At 60.5% G+C, this 26093-nt stretch carries 19 protein-coding genes and 1 pseudogene; 13 read left to right on the forward strand and 7 right to left on the reverse strand.

All coding sequences use genetic code 11. The features are described from left to right. The first annotated feature begins 83 nt into the window (after positions 1–83). From PDR5_RS04590 to PDR5_RS04600, 3 genes are all read left to right on the forward strand, one after another. Complete coding sequence (locus tag PDR5_RS04590) at positions 84–866, forward strand: class II aldolase/adducin family protein (protein ID WP_064593439.1); 783 nt, start codon at positions 84–86, stop codon at positions 864–866. Then, complete coding sequence (locus PDR5_RS04595; RefSeq protein WP_064593441.1) at positions 866–1768, forward strand: alpha/beta fold hydrolase; 903 nt, start codon at positions 866–868, stop codon at positions 1766–1768. The genes PDR5_RS04590 and PDR5_RS04595 overlap by 1 nt, the downstream gene beginning before the upstream one ends. A gap of 151 nt (positions 1769–1919) precedes the next feature. Continuing rightward, on the forward strand, positions 1920–2831 hold the full coding sequence (locus PDR5_RS04600; RefSeq protein ID WP_064593443.1) for an SDR family oxidoreductase: 912 nt from the start codon (positions 1920–1922) through the stop codon (positions 2829–2831). Between the two features lie 44 nt (positions 2832–2875). Here the strand turns inward: PDR5_RS04600 and PDR5_RS04605 are convergent, their stop codons facing one another. Together PDR5_RS04605 and PDR5_RS04610 are read right to left on the reverse strand one after the other, a co-directional pair. Then, the gene (locus tag PDR5_RS04605; protein WP_064593445.1) at positions 2876–3133 is read right to left on the reverse strand and encodes a hypothetical protein; all 258 of its coding nucleotides are present in this window, start codon (positions 3131–3133) and stop codon (positions 2876–2878) included. Next, the gene (locus tag PDR5_RS04610; RefSeq protein ID WP_064593448.1) at positions 3130–5190 is read right to left on the reverse strand and encodes an S-type pyocin domain-containing protein; all 2061 of its coding nucleotides are present in this window, start codon (positions 5188–5190) and stop codon (positions 3130–3132) included. The genes PDR5_RS04605 and PDR5_RS04610 overlap by 4 nt, the downstream gene beginning before the upstream one ends. A 719-nt stretch (positions 5191–5909) precedes the next feature. Here PDR5_RS04610 and PDR5_RS04615 point away from each other — a divergent pair. The 4 genes from PDR5_RS04615 (at position 5910) to PDR5_RS04630 (ending at position 15391) form a co-directional block, all read left to right on the forward strand. Next, positions 5910–7703, forward strand: coding sequence for a DUF1302 domain-containing protein (locus PDR5_RS04615; protein WP_064593450.1), 1794 nt, complete (start codon positions 5910–5912; stop codon positions 7701–7703). A gap of 23 nt (positions 7704–7726) precedes the next feature. Then, positions 7727–9094: a DUF1329 domain-containing protein gene (locus PDR5_RS04620; protein WP_064593451.1), complete on the forward strand. Its 1368-nt coding sequence runs from the start codon at positions 7727–7729 to the stop codon at positions 9092–9094. 139 nt (positions 9095–9233) lie between these two features. Next, positions 9234–11780 (forward strand): LuxR C-terminal-related transcriptional regulator, encoded by a 2547-nt coding sequence (locus tag PDR5_RS04625; protein WP_064593455.1) that lies wholly within the window; start codon positions 9234–9236, stop codon positions 11778–11780. Positions 11781–11941: 161 nt separating this feature from the next. Continuing rightward, positions 11942–15391, forward strand: a complete 3450-nt coding sequence (locus PDR5_RS04630; protein ID WP_064593457.1) for a dermonecrotic toxin domain-containing protein — start codon at positions 11942–11944, stop codon at positions 15389–15391. A 12-nt stretch (positions 15392–15403) separates the two neighbouring features. On the opposite strand, the gene PDR5_RS04635 is transcribed toward PDR5_RS04630, so the two are convergent. After that, positions 15404–16186 (reverse strand): IclR family transcriptional regulator, encoded by a 783-nt coding sequence (locus tag PDR5_RS04635; RefSeq protein ID WP_064593459.1) that lies wholly within the window; start codon positions 16184–16186, stop codon positions 15404–15406. A 162-nt stretch (positions 16187–16348) separates the two neighbouring features. On the opposite strand from PDR5_RS04635, the gene hmgA reads away from it, so the two are divergent. The 4 genes from hmgA to PDR5_RS04655 all read left to right on the forward strand — a co-directional run bounded on the left by hmgA (position 16349) and on the right by PDR5_RS04655 (position 21082). Next, complete coding sequence (hmgA, locus tag PDR5_RS04640) at positions 16349–17644, forward strand: homogentisate 1,2-dioxygenase (protein WP_064593461.1); 1296 nt, start codon at positions 16349–16351, stop codon at positions 17642–17644. A 3-nt stretch (positions 17645–17647) separates the two neighbouring features. Then, positions 17648–18952 carry a fumarylacetoacetase gene (gene fahA, locus PDR5_RS04645; protein ID WP_064593464.1) on the forward strand — a complete coding sequence of 435 codons (1305 nt, stop codon included), beginning with the start codon at positions 17648–17650 and terminating at the stop codon, positions 18950–18952. Between the two features lie 12 nt (positions 18953–18964). Then, positions 18965–19603 (forward strand): maleylacetoacetate isomerase, encoded by a 639-nt coding sequence (maiA, locus tag PDR5_RS04650; protein WP_064593466.1) that lies wholly within the window; start codon positions 18965–18967, stop codon positions 19601–19603. An 81-nt stretch (positions 19604–19684) separates the two neighbouring features. Further along, positions 19685–21082 (forward strand): MFS transporter, encoded by a 1398-nt coding sequence (locus PDR5_RS04655; protein WP_064593468.1) that lies wholly within the window; start codon positions 19685–19687, stop codon positions 21080–21082. On the opposite strand, the gene PDR5_RS04660 is transcribed toward PDR5_RS04655, so the two are convergent. Further along, on the reverse strand, positions 21006–21809 hold the full coding sequence (locus PDR5_RS04660) for a SirB1 family protein (protein ID WP_064593470.1): 804 nt from the start codon (positions 21807–21809) through the stop codon (positions 21006–21008). The two genes, PDR5_RS04655 and PDR5_RS04660, sit on opposite strands and share 77 nt — an antisense overlap. A gap of 184 nt (positions 21810–21993) precedes the next feature. On the opposite strand from PDR5_RS04660, the gene PDR5_RS04665 reads away from it, so the two are divergent. Further along, a complete protein-coding gene (locus PDR5_RS04665; protein ID WP_064593472.1) occupies positions 21994–23013 on the forward strand; it encodes a Glu/Leu/Phe/Val dehydrogenase family protein in 1020 nt (339 codons plus the stop codon). Positions 23014–23180: 167 nt separating this feature from the next. On the opposite strand, the pseudogene PDR5_RS04670 reads toward PDR5_RS04665, so the two are convergent. After that, positions 23181–23438, reverse strand: a pseudogene (locus PDR5_RS04670) (YebG family protein); the annotation flags it as partial. 293 nt (positions 23439–23731) lie between these two features. Here PDR5_RS04670 and PDR5_RS04675 point away from each other — a divergent pair. Then, the gene (locus PDR5_RS04675) at positions 23732–24232 is read left to right on the forward strand and encodes a phosphate-starvation-inducible protein PsiE (RefSeq protein ID WP_007957255.1); all 501 of its coding nucleotides are present in this window, start codon (positions 23732–23734) and stop codon (positions 24230–24232) included. Here PDR5_RS04675 and PDR5_RS04680 read toward each other — a convergent pair. Both PDR5_RS04680 and PDR5_RS04685 read right to left on the reverse strand, forming a co-directional pair. Next, entirely contained in the window at positions 24229–24546 is a 318-nt protein-coding gene (locus tag PDR5_RS04680; RefSeq protein WP_064593476.1) for a DUF3509 domain-containing protein, read from the reverse strand. The genes PDR5_RS04675 and PDR5_RS04680 overlap by 4 nt on opposite strands. 199 nt (positions 24547–24745) lie before the next feature. Beyond that, positions 24746–26047, reverse strand: coding sequence for an HAAAP family serine/threonine permease (locus tag PDR5_RS04685; protein ID WP_064593478.1), 1302 nt, complete (start codon positions 26045–26047; stop codon positions 24746–24748). Positions 26048–26093: the final 46 nt, after the last annotated feature.

A 26093-nucleotide genomic window follows, 5' to 3' on the forward strand; every position in this document is an offset into this window, starting at 1 on the left:
CTGCCAATGCAACTACGCGACCGTCCGGGGCTGACTAGACTGCTGACACACGCAAAAACAATAAGAACGCAGAGGTGCATACAGTGAGCGTAGCCCCCGTCCCTTCGTCCGTGAACGTCAAAGATCAGGTCAGTGCCGCGGAATGGCAGACCCGGGTCGATCTGGCCGCCTGTTATCGTCTGGTCGCCCTGCATGGCTGGGACGATCTGATCTTCACTCACATTTCCGCCAAGGTGCCCGGTACCGAAGATTTCCTGATCAACCCGTTCGGTCTGATGTTCCATGAGATCACCGCGTCCAGTCTGGTGAAGGTCGACCAGGCCGGTAACAAGCTCATGGACATCCCCTACGAAATCAATCCCGCCGGCTACACGATTCACAGCGCCGTTCATGAAGTGCGGCACGACGTGGCCTGCGTGCTGCACACCCACACTGCCTCCGGTGTTGCGGTGTCGGCGCAGAAGCAGGGCGTGTTGCCGATCAGTCAGCAATCGCTGTTCGTGCTGTCGAGCCTGGCCTTTCACGCTTACGAAGGTGTGGCGCTCAACCATGAAGAGAAAGCGCGGTTGCAGGCGGATCTGGGCGACAGCAATTTCCTGATGCTGCACAACCACGGTCTGCTGACCTGTGGCGGCACCATCGCCGACACGTTCCTGATGATGTTCACCTTTCAGCGTGCGTGCGACATTCAGGTCATGGCGCAGACCGGCGGTGCCGAACTGATCGCCATCGAACCGCAGATTCTGGCTGGCGCCAAGGCAATGATTGCCGGCGTCACCAAAAGTGCCCAAGGCATGGGGGGCGCGCTGGCCTGGCCGGCGCTGCTGCGCAAACTCGATAAACAAGACCCGGGATATAGACTCTAATGCCTCTCGCCGAGATCCCTCTGAGTGTCTGGCGCAAACGCGGCCAGACGTTTGTCTTCCATGGTCAGCCGATCCGTTACTGGACGGCCGGGCAGGGTGATCCGCTGCTGCTGATCCATGGCTTTCCGACGGCCAGTTGGGACTGGCATTACCTGTGGCAGCCGCTGTCCCAGCGCTACCGGGTGATTGCCTGCGACATGCTCGGCTTCGGCGACTCGGCCAAACCCCTGAATCACACCTACAGCCTGCTGGAGCAGGCCGATCTGCAACAGGCCTTGCTGGCGCATCTGCAGGTCGAGCAACCGGTGCACATTCTGGCCCACGACTACGGCGACAGTGTTGCCCAGGAACTGCTGGCCCGGCATTACGAAGACCTGATCGAAGTGGCCAGTTGCGTGTTCCTCAACGGCGGTCTGTTCCCGGAAACCCATCGACCGCTGCTGGCGCAAAAACTGCTGCTCAGCCCTCTGGGCTGGATGATCGGTCGGGCATTCACCCGCGATGCGCTGGTGAAGAGCTTCCAGCAGATTTTCGGCCCGGACACCCGGCCCAGCGAGAGCGAAATGGATGATTTCTGGAGCCTGATCGAATGCAATCGCGGGCAACGCGTCATGCACAAGCTGATTCACTACATTCCCGAGCGCCGGGTTCAGCGTGATCGCTGGGTCGCGGCGATGCAGCGCGGCGAGGTGCCGCTGCGGGTGATCGATGGCGAAGTCGATCCGATTTCCGGGGCGCACATGGTCGAGCGTTATCGCGAGCTGATTCCTGACGCCGACACCGTGCTGTTGCCAGGCATCGGCCATTACCCGCAAAGCGAAGCGCCGGTGCAGGTGCTCAAACACTACCTCGAATTTCGCGATCACTTCGTGTTGCCGCCGCGCAAGGTGGCGTGCTCCTGACTTAGTGCCCGAGGCGCCTGACGCCTCGGCACGTTTCATCATCCCCCAGCCTTATCGCGCACCATTCAGCCTCAGCCGTGTTCGTTGTGACCGCACGCCTTGTGCCTGACACTCAGGGACACTGTCCCTCAGGTCTGCTGGAGTTGCCCCGATGAATGATTCTGTGCGTTTCGAAGATAAAGTCGTGATCGTCACCGGTGCCGGTGGTGGCCTGGGACGCGCTCACGCTTTGCTGTTCGCCAAACAGGGCGCCAAAGTGCTGGTCAACGACCTCGGCGGCTCGACCCAGGGTGAAGGCGCCAACGCTTCGGCCGCTGATCGCGTGGTGGCGGAAATCCGCGAGGCCGGCGGCATCGCCGAAGCCAACCATGACTCGGTCACCGACGGCGACAAACTGGTGCAGAACGCGCTCGATGTGTTCGGCCGCGTCGATGTGGTGGTCAACAACGCCGGGATCCTGCGCGACAAGACCTTCCACAAAATGGAAGACGCCGACTGGGATCTGGTCTACCGCGTCCACGTCGAAGGCGCCTACAAGGTGACCCGCGCCGCGTGGCCGCACCTGCGTGAGCAAAATTACGGCCGGGTGATCTTCACCGCCTCGACTTCGGGCATCTACGGCAACTTCGGCCAGTCCAACTACGGCATGGCCAAACTCGGTCTCTACGGCCTGACCCGCACCCTGGCCATCGAAGGTCGCAAGAACAACATCCTGGTCAACGCCATTGCCCCCACCGGCGGTACGCGCATGACTGAAGGCCTGATCCCGCCGCAAGTGTTCGAACAACTCAAACCGGAACTGGTCAGCCCGCTGGTGGTGTACCTGGCCAGCGAACAGTGCCAGGAAACTTCCGGCCTGTTCGAAGTCGGCGGCGGCTGGATGGGCAAGGTGCGCTGGGAGCGCAGCCTCGGTGCCGGGTTCGATCCTCGCGTCGGGTTTTCCCCGGAAGACGTCGCGGCGCACTGGCAGCAGATCTGTGATTTCGAAGGCGCGGCGCATCCGAAGGACAACATCGAAGCGCTGAAGGAAATGATGGGGAATCTGCAGAAGTATTCGTTGTAACCCGAAGAGGCCACCAGGTGAGAGCCTGGTGGCCGATTTGCCGATCAGGTGTATCTGTTTTCGATCATGAATTTTGGAGGGGACCAGTTGGGGCCTTTAATCGCGACAGACCCTTCGCCGACTGCCAACACCCCGAGTTCAAAAAGCCTTGTGTAGGTTTCCAGCAACTCTCCGCTTTCTATGACTTCACGTCGATATCGGCCAAACATTCTGTCCAGGGAGGGAATAGCTGAGCCGAGGCCGAACACAGTCAAAACATCTTCTACTGGCTCATTTTTGACAATTTGTTCAACGATGCTCATTGCTGCCCTCCTTTTAAAAGGTTTTTGAAAAACACTTCGTCCTGTTTGTCTGCTGCCGCTATGGCATCTTCCGTGTAAAGCAAAGACTCATGATCCGCCAGTTGGAAATCCTCCAATGTTGCGCTGTGCGCGTTGTTCCACATCGGGGATTCTTTGTCTGGCTTGAAGTCATCACTCAATCCTAGCGCTCGAAATCTCTCTAGTTCCCTAATCTCATGAGTGTAATAGCGTAAATCAGTGTCGGTGGCTGCCATTTGACCGTTCAGTATTTTTTCAAGTCGATGAATCATGATGTTGTTCGCATCTGATTGATCAAATCGTGCGATGTGTAGTTTAACCGAGGAAATGCCGGTGCCCGTGATGACTGCCTGACGCCAGTCAAGATGAAGTATCGGTCCACCTGCTTGAGCTGGATTGAAAAGTCGCCCGCTATATATTCCTCTAACAGAAGCCCCCTCATACGGACTGCTGATCACCACATACAGCGGCGCAACCCCCGAGTCCTCCGGAAAGATAATGACGAAGCGCTCCCATTCCTCCTCCAGGCTCGGGTGGAGGTCGAGCCTTCCCTCGATCGGCATGATCGGCGCGCCGCTGTATGTCGGCGGATCGGTATCGGCACTCGGGAGCAGCGTGGAGCTGTCGCCCGGGCTGATGACCGGGGTCCAGGTCAGAATGTCGTTGGGCAAATCGGGCAGGACGGTCTCGTAAACCCCGTTGAGCGAATCGAAGGTCGCACGCAGCACCGGAACATCGCTGCGTACCTGAAAGTCGTCAGCGCTGACTACGAAGACTTCGGCGCCGGCGCCCATCCTTCTTGTCCCCAGTCCGATCGGTATCTGCAATGTGCCCTGGCGCTGCGCGATCTCGCGTAATGCCTGCGGCGTGGCAGAAGACAACTCGACCAGCGGCACGCTGACGCTGAAACGCTCACCGTTGCCCAGACGTGAAGGCGCCAGCAAAGCCGCGAACCCGACCGCAACCGGTGCCAGCAGCGAGGCGCCCAAGGCGTTGATGCCGACAACCGCCGAGCGCAGGACCGTGAGGATCGCTGTGGCTGTCGACGGGGTCAGGCGCGCTGCGTTCGAGGCGAATGCGATCACCGGCCCGGCGCTGGCCGCCGCGGCAGACGCTGGATAAACCCGCTGGCCCGCATCCGCTCGTGCCTGGTCACGGGCCTGGCGTGCAGCCTCTGTATGGCGCTGCTGCTTGGCGAGGGCTTCCAAGTGCGCCTGTTCAGCAGCCAGCTGGCGCGCAGCGGCTTCGGCGGCAATCCGCGCCTGTTCCGCGGCTTTGCGTTGTGCCTCGGCCAGCGCCGCCAACCGCGCTTGCTCGCGGGCCTGGACTTCTTGCTGTTCCTGTTGGCGCCGCGCCGTCTCCGCCAAGGCTTTCTGGCGTTGCTGTTCTGCGGCGATCCGCGCCTGTTCGGCGGCGCGGCGTGCGGTTTCTGCGGCCTGGGCCTGCGCGGCGTCATTGGCCTGTACCGCCGCCAGCCAGTTGTGCACGTTGACGTGTTGTTGATGCAGCGTCGCCAGCGTCTGGGTCAGCAATCTGACTTCCATTGCCGCGCGATAGGATTGCTTCCACAGGTTCATCCCCGGTCCGTTGGGACTCAGCACCTTGTCCACGGCGTAGGCCCGGGACAGGAACTGGTAGACCGTCTTGTCGGTGGGATCGCTGCCGTAGAAGCCGTGGGACAGTTGTGCCTGCTGTTGCAGTTGCGCGTTCTTGCGCTGGATCAGCCGGTTGCGCACGCCCAGCTCTCGGCTGATCGCGGCAGCGGGCGGCAGCGGCTGGGTCGACTCTTCCAGGCGGGTCGCGGCCAGATCGACTTCAATGGTTTGCGGGATTTGTGCAGCCTTCGCCTGGTATTCCTGAGTCAGCGGGGTAATGAAGTTCTGCAACACCTGCTGATAACGGGCAGGGCTGCGCGGCGTGCCGAACGGACCGTTATAACGATTGTGATCAACAGTGGAAATGCCGGGGTTGAAATGCGACGGTGCTTCAGCGGTTGTCCACACAGGCTCCGTCAATTCAAATGGAGGTGGTCTTTGCATATTCATATCCTTTTGAATGTGCGTTGGTTTTTCAGAACATAAACGTACGAATCACTAATGGGTATTTGCCCGTTGAAGTTACAGGAGAGTTTGCGCAGAGGTATCTGAGAAGGGTGTAGGTTGTAACTTGCGTTTAAGCGTGAACTTTCATTGCTTATACAAAGACTCAGGAAACTTCTTACGTATTAAAAGAACTTTCCTGCGCTGAAAAGGGAAACGGCACTTCAGAGCAGCGCGAGCGCCACGCAATCATTTATCGGGGTCAAAAAGCGCCCATAAAAAAGGCCGCTGCAAACGCAGCGGCCAAGGTAAGACGTTGGATCAAGGAGCTACAAATCAACGTCAGTGAACACCGGGGCGAGGGATCGAAAAACGCTTCGGTCCATCAGAAATCGATTGCCGACGACTCGGTCGCGGACTTTGTGCTTGCTGGCGGTCTGCCGTGAAAGCCCGCACAGAATAAGGGCTGGCGCGTCAGGGAAAAATAGCGATTCCGGACATGCACTGTTACGGGGCATGTAACAGTGGCGCGCACTGGCCTGGTCATTATCCGTTGTGTTGATAGTGGTTCATCCAGCCTGTTCATGGCGGGCGCGAAGCCTCGTCGCAGGCGGGGATTCATCCTTTCGAGCGACAGCGTGAATACCTCCTTGGTGCGCTTATCCTCGCCGTGGCGCGGCAGTAGGGTGGGGTCTTCTGTCACTCACCGGGGAAGACGCATGACAAAAACAACAATGCGCGCCATCTTCACGCCGCAAGCGCTGGCCGCTGCGGTGGCCTTGGGTTGCTGTGCCCAGGCGCACGCGGTCGCTTTCAATATCGGGGAAATCGAAGGCACCTTCGACTCGTCGCTGTCGGTCGGGGCGAGCTGGGGCATGCGCGATGCCGACAAGTCGCTGGTCGGTACGGTCAACGGCGGCACCGGCCAGTCGTCCACCGGTGATGACGGGCGGTTGAACTTCAAGAAGGGCGAGACCTTTTCCAAGATCTTCAAGGGCATCCATGACCTCGAACTGAAGTACGGCGACACCGGTGTGTTCGTGCGCGGCAAGTACTGGTACGACTTCGAACTCAAGGACGAAGACCGCGAGTTCAAACCGATCAGCGACAAGGGACGCAAGGAAGGCGCGAAGTCTTCCGGCGCGCAGATCCTCGACGCCTTCGTCTATCACAACTATTCCATCGCCGACCTGCCGGGCACCGTGCGCGCCGGCAAACAGGTGGTGAGCTGGGGCGAAAGTACCTTCATCGGCAACTCGATCAACAGCATCAACCCGATCGACGTCTCGGCGTTCCGCCGGCCAGGTGCGGAGATCAAGGAAGGGCTGATTCCGGTGAACATGCTGTTCGCCTCTCAGGGGCTCACCGATCAACTGACGATCGAGGGCTTCTATCAACTGGAATGGGATCAGACCGTCCTCGACAACTGCGGGACCTTTTTCGGGGTCGACGTGGCAGCGGACGGTTGCAACAACGGCTACACCGTCGGCAGCCCGGCGATCGCCCCGTTGGCGCCGCTGGCGGCAGCCTTCGGCCAGCCGATCCAGGTGACCCGCGAAGGTGTGATCGTGCCCCGTGGCGGTGATCGCGATGCGCGGGATTCCGGGCAGTGGGGTACGGCGCTGCGCTGGCTCGGCGACGACACCGAGTACGGCCTTTACTTCATGAACTACCACAGCCGCACGCCGACCGTCGGCACCAGTACCGCCGGTCTGTCGACCCTCGCGGCGCTGCCGGGCATGGTCGGGATCGCCAACCGCCTGGCCCCCGGCAGCGGTTCGGGACTGGCGCAAAGCGTGATGCTCGGGCGCGGCCAGTACTACCTCGAATACCCGGAAGACATTCGCCTGTACGGCGCGAGTTTCTCCACCACGTTGCCGACCGGCACCGCCTGGACCGGCGAGATCAGCTATCGGCCCAATGCGCCGGTGCAGGTCAACACCAACGACCTGACCCTGGCGCTGGTCAATCCGATTGCCGGCGGTACGGCGTCGCCGCTGGTTACCTCGCCGGGGGCCGACAACAAGGGCTACCGACGCAAGGAAGTGACGCAGATCCAGAGCACGCTGACGCACTTTTTCGATCAGGTCTGGGGCGCTGAGCGCCTGACCCTGGTGGGCGAGGCCGCCGTGGTGCGGGTCGGCGGACTGGAGTCGCGCAGCAAGCTGCGTTACGGCCGCGACTCGGTGTACGGCCAGTACGGTTTCGGCGGCGACACCGACGGTTTCGTCACCTCCACCTCCTGGGGCTATCGCGCCCGGGCGATCCTCGATTACGCCAACGTGATCGGCGGGATCAACCTCAAGCCCAACCTGTCCTGGTCCCACGACGTCGCCGGTTATGGCCCTAACGGCCTGTTCAACGAAGGCGCCAAGGCTGTCAGCGTCGGGGTCGATGCCGACTATCGCAACACCTATACCGCGAGCCTGAGTTACACCGACTTTTTCGGTGGTGACTACAACACCCTCGAAGACCGTGACTTCGTGGCCCTGAGCTTCGGTGTGAACTTCTGATCTGCCCGAGAAGGATGAATGCAATGCGCAAGATGATTCTGCAATGCGGTGTCCTGGCCCTGAGCCTGCTGGCCGCCAATGTGATCGCGGCGGTGTCGCCGGAGGAAGCCAACAAGCTCGGCACCAGCTTGACGCCGCTGGGCGCCGAGAAGGCCGGCAACGCCGACGGCTCGATTCCGGCCTGGACCGGCGGTATCCCGAAAAACGCCGGAGCAGTCGACAGCAAGGGCTTTCTGGCTGACCCGTTTGCCAGCGAAAAACCGTTGTTCACGATTACTGCCGCCAACGTCGACAAGTACAAGGACAAGCTGTCCGACGGCCAGGTGGCGATGTTCAAGCGCTACCCCGAAACCTACAGGATCCCGGTCTACCCGACCCATCGCACCGTGGCCGCACCGCCGGAAATCTACGAGTCGGCCAAACGCAGCGCGCTCAACGTCACCAGCATCAACGACGGCAACGGCCTGGCCAATTTCACCGGTAACCGCTACTACGCGTTCCCCATTCCCAAAAATGGCGTCGAGGTGTTGTGGAACCACATCACCCGTTATCACGGCGGCAACCTGCGGCGGATCATCACGCAGGTGACGCCGCAAACCAACGGCAGCTACACGCCGATCCGCTTCGAAGAAGAGGTCGCCGTGCCGCAATTGATGAAGGATCTCGATCCGGAAAAAGCCGCCAACGTCCTGACTTTTTTCAAGCAGTCGGTGACGGCCCCGGCGCGCCTGGCCGGTAACGTGCTGCTGGTGCACGAGACTCTCGATCAGGTGAAGGAACCGCGTCTGGCGTGGATCTACAACGCCGGTCAGCGCCGGGTGCGCCGTGCGCCGCAGGTTGCCTATGACGGTCCGGGCACCGCTGCCGACGGCCTGCGCACCTCGGATAACTTCGACATGTTCTCCGGCGCGCCGGACCGCTACGACTGGAAACTGATCGGCAAGAAGGAAATGTACATTCCGTACAACAGCTACAAGCTCGACTCGCCGAGCCTCAAGTACGACGACATCGTCAAGGCCGGGCACATCAACCAGGACCTGACGCGTTATGAGCTGCATCGGGTCTGGGAAGTGGTCGGTACGGTGAAACCGAACGAGCGGCACATCTACGCCAAACGCCACATGTACATCGACGAGGACAGCTGGCAAGTGGCGCTGGCCGATCATTACGACGGTCGCGGACAGTTGTGGCGAGTGGCCGAGGGACATGCTCAGTACTACTACGATCACCAGGCCCAGGCCTACACCCTCGAAGCGCTCTACGACATCATCGCCGGCCGCTACATTGCCCTGGGGATGAAGAACGAAGAGAAACACAGCTTCGAATTCGGCTTCGAAGCCAAGGCTGCCGACTATACCCCGTCGGCCTTGCGCGCCGAGGGCGTACGGTAAGGGTTTCGATACATTGGCAAGGCAAAAGGCGACCGCACGGTCGCCTTTTTTATGGGCGCCAATCAGCGTACTGAATACTCGTCAACAAGCAGCAGGGAGAGGACTAGGGTGAGCGCACAACGATAAAAAGGCGTACCCGATGACCGCCATGACCCACGCTCCGGATCGAGCGGATTTTCTCCCGAGACTGTCTTCCCATCACCTTGCGCGGCCTCGCCTTTGCGCGGCTCTGCTCGAGTCAGCGGCGCGGGTCAAACTGATCTGCGCGCCAGCCGGCAGCGGCAAGACCGCGCTGCTCACCGAATGCCTGCTGCAGGCGCCGGTCAATTGCACCGTGTGCTGGTTGCCGCTGGCAGGTACGTCCCTTGGCACTGGCGAGTTTTGCGAGCGGCTTGCACACGCTATGGGGCTGGCCGCATCGGACGAAGCGTCACTGCTGCATGAACTGTCGCGACGGACTTCGTCGACCTGGGTGTTGCTCGACGATTACTGCCGATACCCGGAGCCTGCGCTGGATGCATTTCTCGACCGAATGCTGGCGGTCAGCAGCCCGGCCCTGACGTGGTGGATCGGTACTCGGAGGCGTCCGCCCTGCAACTGGCCGCGCCTGCTGCTCGATGATGCGTTGTACGAATGTGAAGCCGCGGCGTTGGCGCTGACCCGTGACGAGATCGCACAGGTGTTGCGCCACTTGTCCCCGGCCCAGGCCGATAGCGTGGCCGGACGCATCTTTCGGCGCAGCGGCGGTTGGTGCGCCGGGGTGCGGATGTTGTTGATGCAAAAATGCGACTGGTCGCAAAAGACTTTGCCGCAGCAGCGCATGGACACCTTGCTGGACTACCTGCAACACGAACTGTTCAGCGGTCTGAGTCCGGAACTGGCCGAGGCCTGGAGAGTGCTGGCGCATTTGCCGCGGTTCAATGCCAGCCTGTGCGACCACTTGTTCGGCGCCGGCGAAGGGGCGCAATGGATGCGCGATCTGCAAACGCTGGGATGCTTTATCGAACCCTGGCGGGCCTCGTCTGAATGGTTGCAAGTCTGTTCCCCGCTGTCGCGCCTGATGCGCAGCGAGCCGTGGCCTGGCGGGCGTTCCTGGCATCGCCGGGCCTGTCAGTGGTTCACCGCCGGACGCCATTGGAAATGCGCCTTTGAACAGGCGCTGCTGGCTGAAGAGTACGAAGTCGCGGTGAGCCTGTTGCAGCACTTCAGTTTCGAGCAACTGTTCGAGGAGCAGACGGTCGTGCTGTTGTTGCGTCTTTACGAGCAACGCGGCGAGGAACTGTTAGTGGGGTCTGCGCAACTGGTCGGGTTGATCACGGCGGCGCTGCTGTTCGCCGGGCGTTTCGAACAGGCCGGTGAGTGCATCGCGCAACTGTCCCGCTTCCTGCCGCCACGGTCGGCGGATGAGCAGCGCCAGTTGATCGCCCGATGGCAGGCCCAGCAAGGGTGGTTGTTGCACTTGCAAGGGCGCATGGACGAGGCGCGCGAACATTTCGAGCAAGCCTTGAACGACTTGTCACCGCAGGCCTGGACGGCGCGTCTGTTATGCCTGTCGGGCCGCACTCAGCAAGCGTTGCTGTGTGGTGAGCTGGAACTGGCTCATTCGATAAATCGTGAAGCGCTGTGCCTGGCCCGGGCGGAAGGCTCATTGCTGTTCGAAGCGTTGCTGGAACTCGATCACGCCCAACTGCTGGAGCAACGGGGCGCGTTGGCTCGCGCCGAAGAGTTGCTGGCCAATCTTTGCGCAATGCTCGCGTCCTCCGTCGAGCGACCGACGCCGCTGTTGGGCCGTATCGCCTTGCGTCGGGGGCGACTGGCGCTGAGCATGGGTCAATCAATTCGGGCTGCCGAACTCTTTCAGCAGGGGCTCGACGACTGCCTGCGCAGCTTTGACAAGCGCGTGCTGTACGGCTTTCTCGGTCAGGCGCAACTGGCCGCTGATCAGAGTGACTATTCGCAAGCATTCATGCACCTGCGCGATGCCGAACGGTTGATGCAGCAGCGGCAAATTCCAGAAACGGTTTATCGCGGTGTTCTGTTGCAGGTCAGCAGTGAGTTCTGGTTGCAACAGGGACGACCCGAACTGGCTCGTGAAGCGTTGAGTCGAGTGCTCAGGCACTATCGTGGCCCGCGTGGACGGCAGGCGCCGCCGGCGACGCTGGAGCTGATCCCGCGTATCGAGTATTTGCTGATACTGGCCGAGACCCGCTTGAAGCAGGCGCACCAGCCGGTGGCGCGGCTGCAGTCCCTGCTCGAGCAGGCTCAGTCTTGCCGGATGATCGTTCTGGAAGCCGAGCAGTGGCTGGCAATGAGCGAGGTGGCATCGATCCTCAATGATCGGGATTCTGCCCGACAGTATTTCGACAGGGGGCGCAAGTTGGCCTGCCAGTTCAACTTGCAGCGTCTGGTCATGAAATTTGACGAAGCCGCTTCGGATATTCGCCCCGGGTCATCACCCGAACATCCGTTTCTTGATGGCGGTGACAATGAAAGTTCATTGAGCCTGAGAGAATCGCAAGTGTTGGGGTTGATTGCGGCGGGAAGTTCCAATCAACAAATAGCGGACAAGTTGTTCATCTCATTGCATACCGTTAAAACTCATGTCCGGCGAATTCATGCAAAGTTGGGCGTTGAACGCCGGACGCATGCCGTGGCGCGCGCGAGAGTTCTGGGTTTGTGTTGTTAATTGTCAGTTAATAAGTATGTTGTTTTTTTTTAAGTCTGGTCCTTTTAAATGTCTTGCAATGGACAGTGGGTTTTTTATTGGTTTTGCTCCGGTTAAGTTGTTTGCACTGCTTGGACGATGTTTTGTCGTCTGGTTATCCTGTGTAATAACGGAGTTTTATCATGAATACAGTTGAAAGGTTTTCGGCAGAAAATCATCTGAGTGAAATCAATAAACTCAGGTACGGCCTGGAAGGTTTGCTGGGTGCACTACCGTCGTTCAAATCGCTTTTGCAGGATCTGGTGTTAAAAGAACTTCAACAGTTATCACCGAATATTTATATCAGCAAAACGTACATTACCGCCCAGCGTCCAGAGATTGCGAATCCACAACCGACCGGGTTGTTGATGGACGTGTTCATGCAGTGCCTGGTGTCCGGCAATGCGCCCGTCTATGACGCCAGTCTGTACGGCGTCTACGATTGGCCTGACTCCACGGATGAAGAAGACCGGATTCACGGGCTGGATGTAGTAGCCGTCGGTTCGTTGATCGGTAATGTGCTGGGATCGCTGGCGCAGAAGTACACGCCTTTGCTGGCGCAATACTGGGCTGCTTCTTCGGGGAAGGACGGCTTGGGGCGTGATCTGGCTTCGCGCAGTCTTCAGCTGCAGGATGTCTATGCAGCGCTGTTCTGGCAGGAATTTGGCGCAACGGTGCAGATGCAAGGCGTCAGGCCGGAGGTAGAGGAAAGCTATGCAATTTACATCAGGGGCACGTCCCTGACTCCGGCCTACAGTATTTCACTGCAACTGGAAAACGGTCGATTCGCAACGCTGGCCGGCTGCTTTGTCACGTACCTCACGGGGCGCTCTATCCCCGAACTGGTTCTGGACGATGACGAATGGGTTGTCCTCTACACTTGCGTGAACGGCCTGGAAACATTCCGCACACCCGCCTTGATGCATCAAACGTTGCAGCAACGTCTGGGCAATGCAGAAACCCGGGCACAACTGCTCAGGAGCGTTTCACAGGAAGATGCCGAGCAGGTCGGCAGCGTTCCGGATATCCGTTACCTGAACATTCAAGGCGAAATCTTCCAGACCCTCACCGCCCAGCTTCTTGATAAACAAATGCGTGACGTTGCTTACTTCCTTCGCCGGTTACAGGTGCCGGGCGGGGATCGGCCTGCTCTCGTGCGTTCGGTCGAGAGCGCCCTTCAGCAGCAGGCGGTCATCGACGCTGCCAGGGGACGGGTCGCCAGACTACTGGCCCTGATGAAACGAAACGCCCGGCCGCAATGGTTGAAGGATGCCACTGCCAACCATCAGGAAGTATTCGCTTCTCTGGAAAAGGAACTGCTCAGAGGGCAGGTGAACCTGCATGAGGCCTTGGGAGGGGTATCTTCTTTTCAGGACTACGTGCGCGGAGTCGTCGAAACCCACATCAGCGCGGGCGATACCCGGCGAGTGGACCCTGATACTGTCTGGGTAAAAGTGGAATATTCTTTGCGCATTGGCACGCGGCGTATTGAACATGTCGAGCGTAAAACCCTGACTCAGTTGTTCATGTACGGCGTGCATGACACGGCGGCTCCCTACACGATCAAGCTCGAAGCCTTTCACAACAATCCTCGACTGACAGCTTCGAATATCGAACTCGCCATCCGCCAGTTTGATCTGCGTGTGCAATATGCCAATCAGCGCAATCAGCGTTTCGCACAGGCGCGGATTCGCGAAGCCATGCGCGAAGTCCTGGGGCAGGAAATTGCGCTCAGCCACTTCGCCGCCGTCCTGCAAAAACACATCGGCCCGCAAGGGCAGAATTTGGTGCAGCGGTATCTGCATGGCGATTCGGGAGTCGAAGCGTTTGGCGTTGCGTTTCGTCAAGACTACAAGCCGTTCAAGGACATGATTGCGTTTCGTGCAAGGGGTGCTGCGCCAGACCTCCAGTTACATGTGCTGTATGCGCCGGGTGCCCCGACCGGGCAGCAATGGTACGAATTCTCCGATCTGACCGGATTGAAACGACAGTTCATCTCCTGGGGTTTCGAGCCACGTGATCGTGAGTTCCTGACCGCTCAGGCTTTCAGCAAGGATCGCGCTGCCTTCGTGAAAGACGAGCTCTCTTATGTCGAGCCACGCCCTGTGTTTCATCCGGGGTGGTGGGGGCGCGTCACCTTGGTCGAGTGGACTCGGGGGCGCGGTGAAGGGCCACTGATGGGGGCCATCCATGAAATCATCGATTGGGAAATCGCTGAGGAACAGGTGGCCACGCCCGTTTGGTACAGGAATGCGGCGTCGGGGGATCGCGAGATGCTTACCCGAGTGAACACGGATTTCAAGGCGCTCTACGAACTGTCGAAAGACGAGCTGAATATCCCCACGCTGGTTTCTTATTCGCGAGACCAGGTGATGGAACGGTTAAACAGTCACCTGCGTCGTTCTGACCCGAACCACCCCTTGATCGATCCTGATCGCGTTAATGTCAAGGTGAAAGGGCAGGACTGGATGACGCTTACCCAGCTCTTCATTCAATGGCAGCTTTGGCCTGGTGATGATCAGGTGGCATTCGTCTCCAGGGATGGTTCTTCACTGGGAAATCTGAATGCGACGGTCGTCAAATCGTTGATCGGTTTGCGGCCGGGCATGATGTATGAGTGGCATCTGGTCGACCGTTTCGCCAACGGTCCGTCGCTGGATCTCAAGGCGAAGCTGTTCTGCAAGCTCAAGCAGAACGAAATGCTCAGGGCCGCATTGACCCAGAAGATGCAGGGCTCTCTGTCCTCCGAGCAGTTCAACTGGCTGACGGGACTGGTCGATGGGCTCGATCATGACCGTCCTCATCAACTGGAACCTTTCAAGCCGGGCACTACTCCGCAGGAGGGTATCTACGAGCTGAATCTTGAAGGGCGACGCATCGAGGGCGCTTATACGTTTGGACGCCGGGTGGCAGGGAAGCTGCAACTGCTGGTCTATATTCCGAAGGCTCCGGACGGGCTGAGTTTCCGCCCGCTCGAATCCTTGACACTGGGGCTCAAGGACGCCGACCTGGGAAATCACGTCATTGCACTGACCAGGCTCGAACACAGGGGTGTGGTACAGAACTTTGTCATTCGCTGCCAAAACGCTTCAGGCGCTCTCCCGGTCCCTGCGTTGAACAACAGTTATGCCGTGACTCATTTCAAGTTCGAATTCGACAGCATGATTTCCCGTGTGCTCAGCGACGTTGACTATCAAACCACCACACCTGCCGAGCGATTCTGGAACACGGTCATGGTGATCACCGAGCTTGCGGTGGATATCGTCTCGCTGTTTGTCCCGCCGGTGGGATTGGTGAGCAGCATCGTGCGCATCACACGTTCGATCGTCCAGGGCATCGTTGCCTACAGTCTGGGAGATGACAAAGCCGGCAAGAACCATCTCGCCTCGGCGTGGAGAAGCTCCATTCTCTTGTATGTGGGAATTGTGGCAGGCGTTGGCGGATCTGTTTCGGCGGTGGGGCTGCTGTCGCGAGTCAAGGATATTTCCGAGATCGTGTCGACCGTGACCGGGGTGCCGGTGGGGATTGGTTATGTCACCGCCGTGGCTTCTCCCTACGTGATCGCGGACAGTAAAACCCGAATCATCGGCTGACCCCTTGCCTCGTCAATCTGGCTGATAACCCATCCGCCAACTCACGGCCCGCGTCGCAGCCAATAACCGCTGCGCCGCCGGGCCGTTTTCGTCGGCGTGGAACAACGATGTCGGGCCGACGATGGTCAATACCGCCGCGACCTGCCCGAGGGCGTTGAACACCGGTGCCGACAGGGCATCGACGCCTGGCATCAGCAAGCCGTGGACATGATGCAGACCGCGTTCACGGATCTGTTCGCACAATGCCGCATAGGCTTTTCCGTCTGCCAATGGATGAGCGCCGACTGCGATTTCCTGCTCTCGCAATTCGCCGGTTTCCCGGTGCGGCAGGTAAGCGCCGAACACCAGGCCGGTGGAGGAACTGAGCAGCGGCAGCACCGACCCCAATTGCGTCACCACCGTCACCGCGCGCACCGCCGGTTCGATGTGCACCACGGTCGCGCCCTGATTGCCCCACACCGCCAGGAAACAGGTTTCGTTGAGTTCGTCGCGCAACTCGGCCAGCGGCAGGGCAGCGACTTTCAGCACGTCCATACTGTTGAGGGCGGCCAAGCCCACGCGCAGCGCTTCACGGCCGAGGCCGTAGTGGTTGGTGGCGGTGTTCTGTTCGGCAAAGCCCGAGGCAATCAGGGCCTGCAGATAACGGTGAACCTTGCTCGCCGGCATCTGCACATGTTCGGCCAGGCGCGACAGCGAAGTGGACGGTGACAACTCGGCCAGGGCCTTGAGGATGTCGGTGCCGACTTCGGCGGAGCGGACTTTCTGTTTGCCGTTGCTGTCGCTGGTTTTTTCCATGGTGCTGCGTGTCCCGGAACGAATGGGCGTCTTTATAGCTTGACGCTCGATAGCGAGCAAATTACGTTATGCGTAATTGAATTACGATAAAAATAACCCCGGCGTGCCAAGACCTCCGATCCAGAGCGTCCGGCCATGCCGACTCCCTGTTCAGGAGGCTCCATGAACCTCGATTCAGCCCTGGCTTACCAGTCCGGTTTCGGCAACGAATTCAGCTCCGAAGCGTTGCCCGGCGCGCTGCCCGTCGGCCAGAACTCTCCGCAGAAAGCCCCGTACGGTCTGTACACCGAACTGTTCTCCGGCACCGCATTCACTATGACCCGCAGCGAAGCGCGGCGCACTTGGATGTACCGGATCCAGCCGTCGGCCAATCACCCGGCATTCGTTAAACTGGAGCGGCAATTGGCGGGCGGCCCGTTGGGTGAAGTCACCCCCAATCGCCTGCGCTGGAACCCGCTGGAGATTCCGGCCGAACCGACCGATTTCATCGACGGGCTGGTGAGCATGGCAGCCAACTCCGCTGCCGAAAAACCGGCCGGCATCAGCATCTATCACTATTGCGCCAACCGTTCGATGGAGCGCGTTTTTTTTAATGCCGATGGCGAGCTGCTGCTGGTGCCGCAACTGGGTCGCCTGCGCATCGCCACCGAACTGGGTGTGCTGGAAGTGGCGCCGCTAGAAATCGCCGTGCTGCCACGGGGCCTGAAATTCCGCGTCGAACTGCTCGATCCGCAAGCGCGCGGTTACGTCGCCGAGAACCATGGCGCGCCGTTGCGTCTTCCGGATCTGGGACCGATCGGCAGCAACGGTCTGGCCAATCCACGGGACTTCCTGACCCCGGTCGCCGCCTACGAAAACCTGCAACAGCCGACCACCCTGGTGCAGAAGTTCCTCGGCCAGTTGTGGGGCACCGAACTCAATCACTCGCCGCTGAACGTGGTCGCCTGGCACGGCAACAACGTGCCGTACAAATATGACCTGCGCCGCTTCAACACCATCGGCACCGTCAGTTTCGATCACCCGGATCCGTCGATCTTCACCGTGCTGACCTCGCCGACCAGCGTCCACGGTCTGGCCAACCTCGACTTCGTGATCTTCCCGCCGCGCTGGATGGTGGCCGAGAACACCTTCCGTCCGCCGTGGTTCCACCGCAACCTGATGAACGAATTCATGGGCCTGATCCAGGGCGAGTACGACGCCAAGGCCGAAGGCTTTGTGCCCGGTGGCGCGTCCCTGCACAGCTGCATGAGCGCCCACGGCCCGGACGGCGAGACTTGCACCAAAGCCATCAACGCGGACCTCAAACCGGCGAAGATCGACAACACCATGGCCTTCATGTTCGAGACCAGCCAGGTACTGCGCCCAAGCCGTTTTGCCCTCGACTGTCCGCAACTGCAATCCACTTACGACGCCTGCTGGGCCACGCTGCCCGCCACGTTCGACCCGACCCGGAGATAACCCATGACTCAGAATTCCATCACCCGCAGCTGGGTCGCCTCGGCCAACGGTCACGCGGATTTCCCGTTGCAGAACCTGCCGCTGGGCGTGTTCAGCAACAACGGTTCGGCACCGCGCGCCGGCGTGGCGATTGGCGAACACATCTTCGATCTGCAAGTGGCGCTGGAGGCCGGTCTGTTTGATGGCGTCGCGCGCAGTGCTGTCGAAGCCATGCGCGGCGGTCAGTTGAACGCGTTCTTCGAACTCGGCCGCGACGCCCGCGTTGCCTTGCGCGAACGTCTGCTGGAACTGTTCAGCGAGGGCAGCACTCATCGCGGCAACATTGAAGCCCAGGGCGTGAAACTGCTGCCGCTGGCTGCCGATTGCCAGCTGCACCTGCCGGCGCGCATCAGCGACTACACCGACTTCTACGTCGGCATCGAACACGCGCAGAACGTCGGCAAACTGTTCCGTCCGGACAACCCGTTGCTGCCGAACTACAAACACGTGCCGATCGGCTACCACGGTCGTGCCTCCACCGTGCGCGCCTCCGGTGCCGACGTGCGTCGTCCGAAAGGCCAGACTTTGCCAGCCGGCGCGACCGAGCCGACCTTCGGCCCGTGCGCGCGTCTGGACTATGAACTGGAACTGGGGATCTGGATCGGTCAGGGCAACGAGATGGGCGAGCCGATCGCCATTGGTGACGCCGCTGAACACATCGCCGGTTTCTGCCTGCTCAACGACTGGTCGGCCCGTGACATCCAGGCTTGGGAATACCAGCCGCTCGGTCCGTTTTTGTCCAAGAGCTTCATCACCAGTGTTTCGCCATGGGTGGTGACTGCCGAAGCGCTGGCGCCATTCCGCACTGCGCAACCGGCGCGTCCGCAAGGTGATCCGCAGCCGCTGCCGTACCTGCTCGACAAACGTGATCAGGAGGGTGGTGGTTTCGACATCGAGCTGGAAGTGCTGCTGCTCACCGAGAAAATGCGCGAACAGAACCTGCCGGCCCATCGCCTGACCCTGAGCAACACCCGCTATATGTACTGGACCGTCGCGCAAATGGTTGCACACCACAGCGTCAACGGTTGCCAGTTGCAGGCCGGTGACCTGTTCGGTTCGGGCACCTTGTCCGGGCCGGAAAACGGTCAGTTCGGCAGCCTGCTGGAAATCACCGAGGGCGGTAAAAAGCCGATCGAACTGGCCTCCGGTGAAGTGCGCAAATTCCTTGAAGACGGCGACGAAATCATCCTGCGCGCCCGCTGCGCCCGCGAAGGTTTTGCTTCGATCGGCTTCGGCGAATGCCGTGGCACCGTGCTGGCGGCGCGCTGACAGGAGCGGCTCATGGATCTCTACACCTATTACCGTTCCACCTCGTCGTACCGGGTGCGGATCGCGCTGGCACTCAAGGGCCTCGACTACCAGGCGTTGCCGGTCAACCTGATCGCACCGCCCGGTGGCGAGCATCGGCAACCGGTGTACCTGGCGATCAATCCGCAGGGCCGGGTGCCGGCGCTGCGCACTGACGAAGGCAAGTTGCTGATTCAGTCACCGGCGATCATCGAGTATCTGGAGGAACGTTATCCACAGGTGCCGTTGCTGCCCGAAGACCTTGTTGCCCGCGCCCAGGTGCGCGGCGTTGCGGCGGTGATCGGCTGCGATGTGCATCCGTTGCACAACGTCAGCGTGCTCAATCGCCTGCGCGGTCTGGGGCATGACGAGCCGCAGGTCAACGAGTGGATCGGCCACTGGATCAGTCAGGGGCTGGCGACGGTGGAGCAGTTGATCGGCGACAGCGGCTTCTGTTTCGGCGAGTGGCCGTGCGTGGCGGACGTTTACCTGATTCCGCAGTTGTACGCGGCCGAGCGGTTCAACGTATCGCTGGAGGCGTATCCACGGATTCGTCGGGTGGCCGCGTTGGCCGCTGAGCATCCGGCGTTCATTGCAGCGCATCCGGCGAATCAGCCGGACACGCCGAAGTAGCATTTGATGGCTCCCGTGCAGCGCACGGGAGCCATTCCGGTTACCCGCAAAAAATCATAAAAACAAAACAGGTACCTTGCGATGCACAACCAGATTGCCAGCTTCCGGGCGGCACTCGACGCCCGTCCTGTGTCCCGCTTTCAGTGGTTGCTCCTGATGCTTCTCGCCTTGCTGCTGGTTACCGACGGCTATGACGCCCAGGTGCTCGGTTACGTGGTGCCGGCGCTGGCGCAGGACTGGGGCCTGGAAAAATCCGCATTCGGCCCGGTGTTCAGCGCCAACCTGCTGGGGCTGACCCTCGGCTCCCTTGCTGTTACGCCGCTGGCCGACCGCTTCGGCGTTCGACGGATTCTGCTCGCCTGTGTGCTGATCTATGCCAGCCTCACCGTGCTGATGGTGTTCGCCGATTCCCTGAATACCCTGATGATCGCGCGCTTCATCTGCGGCATCGGCATGGGCGGTGCGATGCCCAGCGCCATGGCGTTGATGTCGGAATATTCGCCGCCACGCCTGCGCACGCTGATGGTGACGCTGGCGGCGTGCGGCTTCTCCTTCGGTGGTGCGGCAGGTGGTTTTGTTGCGGCCGGCTTCATCGACCGGTTTGGCTGGCAGGCGGTATTCCTCGCCGGTGGTGTCACGCCGCTGCTGCTGTTTCCGTTTCTCTGGTGGATGCTGCCGGAATCCTTGCCACGGCTGCTGCGTGACGCTCCACCGTATGCGCGCCTGCGCAAGGTCACCGCACGGATGCTGCCGGACTGGCAACCGCCCGCCGCATCGGTTGAGCAGAACGAGCGCGAGCAGGGCAGCAAACTGACCGTGGTGGAGTTGTTCCGCAACGGTTACGCCCGCCCGACCTTGCTGATCTGGGCCACGTTTTTCGTCAGCCTGATCCTGCTGTATTTCATGATCAGCTGGCTGCCGTCGCTGCTGCTGGAAAGTGGCCTGAAGCTCAACGAAGCGAACCTGGTGACGTCGATGTTCCTGTTCGCCGGCACACTCGGCGCAATCTGCATGGCGTGGTTCGCCGACCGGTTGAAAAGCAAGGTGAGGCTACTGTCCGGTGTGCTGGCTGGCGCGGCGGTGTGCACGATCCTGCTGGGCCTGAATCACGACAACCCGCGCTATCTGGTGGCCTGTGTGTTCGCGGCAGGGTTCTGCATCATCGGCGGGCAACTGACGCTCAATGCGTTCGCCAGCAATTTCTATCCGGCCCACGTGCGCGCCACCGGCACCGGTTGGGCGCTGGGGGTAGGGCGCTTCGGCTCGATTCTCGGGCCGCTGTTCGGCAGCCTGTTGCTGGCAATGCACATTCCGGTGGAGCAGATTTTCTTCTTCTGCGCGATTCCGGCAGTGATTGCGGCGTTGCTGATCATTCAGGTGCGTTCGCCAGCCACTGCCCTGCTCAGTGGACGACTGAGTTCGGCGGCAGATGCCCCAGCCGTTCCGTCAGGCGAAGTCGCTGAATCGGGTCGTCACTGAGCAATAGCGCGTGCTCCAGATCGAAACGCTCGGCGTTCGGGCAATCGAGGCGCTGGTACAGACTGGCCCGGGCCAGATAGTCGGCGGCGCTGGCGTTACCCAGTTCGAGCACGCGCTCGGCATCGATCAACGCGGCGATGAAGTCGTCGTGGGTCAGGTGCAACTGGCGCAGGTTGCGTGACAGGCGCTGAAGCATCTGCACCGGTTCGGCAGTCAGCAGATGGTCAGCGCTGAGTTTCATCTGGTGGCCGTACTGGCGGTGCAGCAGTTCGCGGCAGTCGTTTGGATACAGACGTCGTCCGCCGCACGGATCGAGCAGGTGATCGGCCCCGGGCACCTTGAGCAGGAAATGCCCGGGGAAGTTCACCCCGACCAGCGGAATCTCCAGGCCACGGGCCAGTTCCAGAGCGATCAGTGCCAGCGCCAGCGGCTGGCCGCGTCGGGTCTGCATGACTTTGTGCACCATTGCGGCCTGTGGGCGCAGCGGTATGAAATCATCTTGCGCGAAGCCCAGATCGGTCATCCGCCGCAACAACGGTTGCGCCAGCTCGCTGACCGGCAGCAACGGCAATCCATAGCTGACCCGCTGTTGCAGCTCCTTGAAGTCCTGCAGCAGTGCTTCGGGATCGACTTGTTTGTCGTGTTCGGCGGCCATCCACAACGCGGCTTCGAACAGCGCGGGCGGTGAACGGTGCAGACATTCGAAAAAACGTTGGCGCGGACTCATCTCAATCTCCGGGGCATGCCTCGTTTTAGCCCCGTCTTTGCCATTCGTCCAGTGCCGGGCCGCTCTGCCATCGGGTTATGCCACAACCCGGTGATCAGTGGCGGCGCTTATTCCGGCGCGCTTCAGCAATTTTCAGGCGCAAGCCTATACTGGCGTCTACCAGAAGTGATTCGGGAGCCTGCCGATGTTCGCTCTCATGCAAAGCACTCGCCTGGAATCGCTGCACCTTAGCGTTGATCCGGTGTCCGGATTGAAGGCGGTCATTGCCATTCATAACAGTCGCCTCGGGCCTGCCCTGGGCGGGTGTCGTTATCTTGCCTACCCGAACGACGAATCCGCAGTCGAGGACGCCATACGCCTGGCCCAGGGCATGAGCTACAAGGCTGCACTGGCCGGTCTCGCCCAGGGTGGCGGGGTGGCCGTGATCGTGCGGCCGGCCCATGTGGAAAACCGCGCCGCACTGTTCGAGGCGTTCGGTCGTTGCATCGATCAGCTCGACGGGCGCTACATCACCGCCATCGACAGCGGCACTTCGGTGGCGGACATGGACTGCATTGCCCAGCAGACCCAGCATGTCACCAGCACCACCTCCGCCGGCGACCCGGCGCCGCATGCGGCGATGGGCGTGTTCACCGGAATTCGCGCCACGGCCATGGCGCGGCTGGGCAGCGACAACCTAGAAGGGTTGCGCGTGGCGATTCAGGGGCTGGGCAATGTTGGTTATGCCCTCGCTGAACAGTTGCACGCAGCCGGTGCCGAGCTGCTGGTCAGCGACATCGACCACGGCAAGGTGCAACTGGCGATGGAGCAGCTCAACGCCCATCCGATTGCCAACGACGCCTTGCTCAGCACGCCGTGCGACATCCTCGCGCCGTGCGGCCTCGGCGGGGTGCTCAACAGCCACTCGGTCACCCAGTTGCGCTGCTCGGCGGTGGCGGGCTCGGCCAACAATCAGCTGACGCACCTGGACGTCGCCGATCAACTGGAGCGGCGCGGCATCCTGTATGCGCCGGATTACGTGATCAATGCCGGCGGGCTGATTTACGTTTCCCTCAAGCATCGGGGCGACGAACTGACAACCATCACCGCGCACCTGTCGAAGATCAGTTCGCGCCTGACCGAAGTCTTCGCCCACGCCCAGGCAGAAAAACGTTCACCTGCGCGGGTGGCAGACGAGCTGGCGGAAAAGGTGTTGTACCGCTGAGGTTTGTCCGGACATGAAAAAGCCCCTGAGTCTTTCAACTCAGGGGCTATTCAATTCAGAGGCTTCAATTCAGATGCCGATTACTTCGCAGCCTTCGCCGCTTTTGCAGGTTTGGCTGGCGCTTCTGCCGGTTCGGCCACTTCGGCCGTTTCGGTCGCCACAACCGGTGCCGCCGGTGCGTTGATCAGCTCCGACAGGGCATCAGGCTGGCTCTTGAACGCTCGGGCGAACACATCGCGGTTCTTCGCCATGAAGATCCCGACTTCTTCCACTTGCTGCTCGCTCAACGAAGGAACGGCTTTTTCCAGCACTTCGGCCAACAGTTCGGCCAGTTCGAGCATTTTGTCATGACGGTCAGCTTCGGCTTTATCCATGAACAAGCGCTCCAGATCTCGGCTGCTGCGGTATACCACTTCGACGGCCATTCACCACCTCACATGCCTTCACATTAAGTTGTCTTTGCGACTACTGTATCTATATACAGCGAAAAGGATAAGCGAATCCCTGCGCTTTGGGTAGTGGCTTTTCAATGTAGACCGGATTCGGATTTTGTCAGCCCGACGTCTGCGCACAGGTGCGACCAAACGCCACGGCGCAGGTTTCGCGGCGGCTCGCCATGATGGCGTGGCCTCTTTTCTGCATGCATCTGCGTACGTGCGCAATAACCGTCACGTCCAGCAAGCAACATCCGCTCGAACCGGGCTAAGGAACCTTCATCGTGAAAATCAACTGGGCCGAGAAACTGCGGCAAAACGTGCATCAACTGGCCGAGTCCCTGGGCAACCTGTTCGTCGAGACTTTCCACTACCTGGCGCTGTTCGCCATTGGTGCGGTAACCGCATGGGCGGCGGTGATGGAGTTTCTCGGGATGCTCGAGGAAGGGCACATCAAGATCGATGACATTCTGTTGCTGTTCATCTATCTGGAACTGGGGGCGATGGTCGGGATTTACTTCAAGACCAACCACATGCCGGTGCGCTTCCTGATCTACGTGGCGATCACCGCACTGACGCGCCTGCTGATCTCCAACGTCTCGCACCACAATCCGCCGGACATGGGCATCATCTACCTGTGCGGCGGGATTCTGCTGCTGGCGTTCTCGATCCTGGTGGTGCGTTACGCCTCGTCGCAATTCCCTTCGGTGAAGATCGAGAACCCGCACCGCAAGATCGGCACGGGCTCCAGTGAACACCCGGAAGTAGAGAAGGGCGAACTCTAAAGGCTCGCGGCTGGCCGGGGCTGGTGCTTGACCCCGCGCGGTGGCGGGGTGATTGCGTCGCCGCGTGTCATGGCGTCGAGTACCGCCATGGCGCTGTGGCCCTGTTCGATGGCGATGCCGAACTGAATGCTTTGCACCAGGCGTTTGAGGCGCTTGGGGTCATTGCGCTGTTCGGCGCTGATCATCCGCTTGGCGACGATCCGCCCGCTTCTGGAGAGGGTCAGCATGATGCTGCCGTCCAGCCCCTGAATGCTCAGGTTGATCTGATAGTCCGGCGCGAAGGCATCGGTAATGATCTGAAAAGGATTGTCCATGATGCGTCACCGCCTGATTGAACGTGCAGTTGTTGACCGGCCTTGATCGGGTTGGTTCGCCAAACCTGACCATCGGCCTTTCCGTGGTCCTGTCTCCTTCAGCGATGTAGCAAGGGACATGCCGGGAATATTGTCGAACAATGAATCCGGCCAAAAAGAAGGCGAGCCCATGGCTCGCCTTCTTCGTTTGCGGCCCATTTCAGGGCAGAACCGAGTAGATGATCGCTGACAGTGCAATCAGGCCGATCAGCACCACGAACACGTTGGACGCCTGGCCCGAATACTGGCGCAAGGCCGGCACGCGGCGGATGGCGTACATCGGCATCAGGAACAACAGGCAGGCAATCACCGGCCCGCCCAGGGTTTCGATCATGCCGAGGATGCTTGGGTTGAAGGTCGCCACGGCCCAGCAGCTGAGGATCATGAACAGTGCGGTCGCACGGTTCAGCCAGCTCGCCGACATCACCCGGCCACGGCTGCGCAGGCTTTTGACGATCATGCCCTGGAAGCCTTCGCTGGCGCCGATGTAATGGCCGAGGAAGGACTTGGTGATCGCCACCAACGCAATCAGCGGCGCAGCGTTAGCGATGACCGGGGTCTGGAAGTGGTTGGCCAGGTACGACAGGATCGAGATGTTCTGCGCCTTGGCCGCTGCCAGATCCGCCGGCGACAGCGCCAGCACGCAACTGAAGCAGAAGAACATCACCGTCACCACCATCATGCCGTGGGCCATGGCGAGGATACCGCTGCTCTTGCGCTCGGCCTGCTCGCCGTAACGCTGTTTCTGCTCGACGGCGAACGCGGAAATGATCGGCGAATGGTTGAACGAGAACACCATCACCGGAATCGCCAGCCACAGGGTCTTGAGGAACACCGACATTTCCATCGGTTCTTGAGCACTGGCGAAGAACGCGCCGTTCCAGTTCGGAATCAGGCTGATGCCGAGCAACAGCAACGCGGCGACGAACGGATAGACCAGCACGCTCATGGCTTTGACGATCACGCTCTGACCGCAGCGGACGATGGCCATCAGACCGAGGATCAGCGCCAGCGACAGCACCGCGCGCGGCGGCGGGGCGATGTGCAACTGGTGTTCGAGGAAGCTGCTGAGGGTGTTGGTCAGCGCCACGCTGTACACCAGCAGGATCGGGAAGATCGCGAAGAAATACAGCAGCGTGATCAGTTTGCCGGCGCCGATGCCGAAGTGTTCTTCCACCACTTCAGTGATGTCACCGGAGCGGCCCGACAGCACGAAGCGGGTCAGGCCCCGGTGCGCGAAGAAGGTCATCGGGAACGCCAACAATGCCAGGATCAGCAACGGCCAGAAGCCGCCGACACCAGCGTTGATCGGCAGGAACAAGGTGCCGGCACCGATGGCCGTGCCGTACAGGCCGAGCATCCAGGTGGTGTCGAATTTGCTCCAGCCCTTGTTGGCGGTTTCGGTATTGCGTGTGCGGTCTACAGCGGGATTTTCGGCAGCGGGTGTGCGTACATCGGTCATCGTTTTTGCCTCGTTATTATTCTTGCTCGGGCTCACGTGTTACGGG

Source organism: Pseudomonas sp. DR 5-09, assembly GCF_001655595.1.
Classification (GTDB): domain Bacteria; phylum Pseudomonadota; class Gammaproteobacteria; order Pseudomonadales; family Pseudomonadaceae; genus Aquipseudomonas; species Aquipseudomonas pharyngis.

Bases quoted from the DNA above. Each gene is read 5' to 3' on its own strand.
- PDR5_RS04595 (WP_064593441.1), top strand. From the start codon at position 866: ATGCCTCTCGCCGAGATCCCTCTGAGTGTCTGGCGCAAACGCGGCCAG.
- PDR5_RS04600 (WP_064593443.1), top strand. From the start codon at position 1,920: ATGAATGATTCTGTGCGTTTCGAAGATAAAGTCGTGATCGTCACCGGT.
- PDR5_RS04605 (WP_064593445.1), bottom strand. From the start codon at position 3,133: ATGAGCATCGTTGAACAAATTGTCAAAAATGAGCCAGTAGAAGATGTT.
- PDR5_RS04610 (WP_064593448.1), bottom strand. From the start codon at position 5,190: ATGCAAAGACCACCTCCATTTGAATTGACGGAGCCTGTGTGGACAACC.
- PDR5_RS04615 (WP_064593450.1), top strand. From the start codon at position 5,910: ATGACAAAAACAACAATGCGCGCCATCTTCACGCCGCAAGCGCTGGCC.
- PDR5_RS04620 (WP_064593451.1), top strand. From the start codon at position 7,727: ATGCGCAAGATGATTCTGCAATGCGGTGTCCTGGCCCTGAGCCTGCTG.
- PDR5_RS04625 (WP_064593455.1), top strand. From the start codon at position 9,234: ATGACCGCCATGACCCACGCTCCGGATCGAGCGGATTTTCTCCCGAGA.
- PDR5_RS04630 (WP_064593457.1), top strand. From the start codon at position 11,942: ATGAATACAGTTGAAAGGTTTTCGGCAGAAAATCATCTGAGTGAAATC.
- PDR5_RS04635 (WP_064593459.1), bottom strand. From the start codon at position 16,186: ATGGAAAAAACCAGCGACAGCAACGGCAAACAGAAAGTCCGCTCCGCC.
- hmgA (WP_064593461.1), top strand. From the start codon at position 16,349: ATGAACCTCGATTCAGCCCTGGCTTACCAGTCCGGTTTCGGCAACGAA.
- fahA (WP_064593464.1), top strand. From the start codon at position 17,648: ATGACTCAGAATTCCATCACCCGCAGCTGGGTCGCCTCGGCCAACGGT.
- maiA (WP_064593466.1), top strand. From the start codon at position 18,965: ATGGATCTCTACACCTATTACCGTTCCACCTCGTCGTACCGGGTGCGG.
- PDR5_RS04655 (WP_064593468.1), top strand. From the start codon at position 19,685: ATGCACAACCAGATTGCCAGCTTCCGGGCGGCACTCGACGCCCGTCCT.
- PDR5_RS04660 (WP_064593470.1), bottom strand. From the start codon at position 21,809: ATGAGTCCGCGCCAACGTTTTTTCGAATGTCTGCACCGTTCACCGCCC.
- PDR5_RS04665 (WP_064593472.1), top strand. From the start codon at position 21,994: ATGTTCGCTCTCATGCAAAGCACTCGCCTGGAATCGCTGCACCTTAGC.
- PDR5_RS04680 (WP_064593476.1), bottom strand. From the start codon at position 24,546: ATGGACAATCCTTTTCAGATCATTACCGATGCCTTCGCGCCGGACTAT.
- PDR5_RS04685 (WP_064593478.1), bottom strand. From the start codon at position 26,047: ATGACCGATGTACGCACACCCGCTGCCGAAAATCCCGCTGTAGACCGC.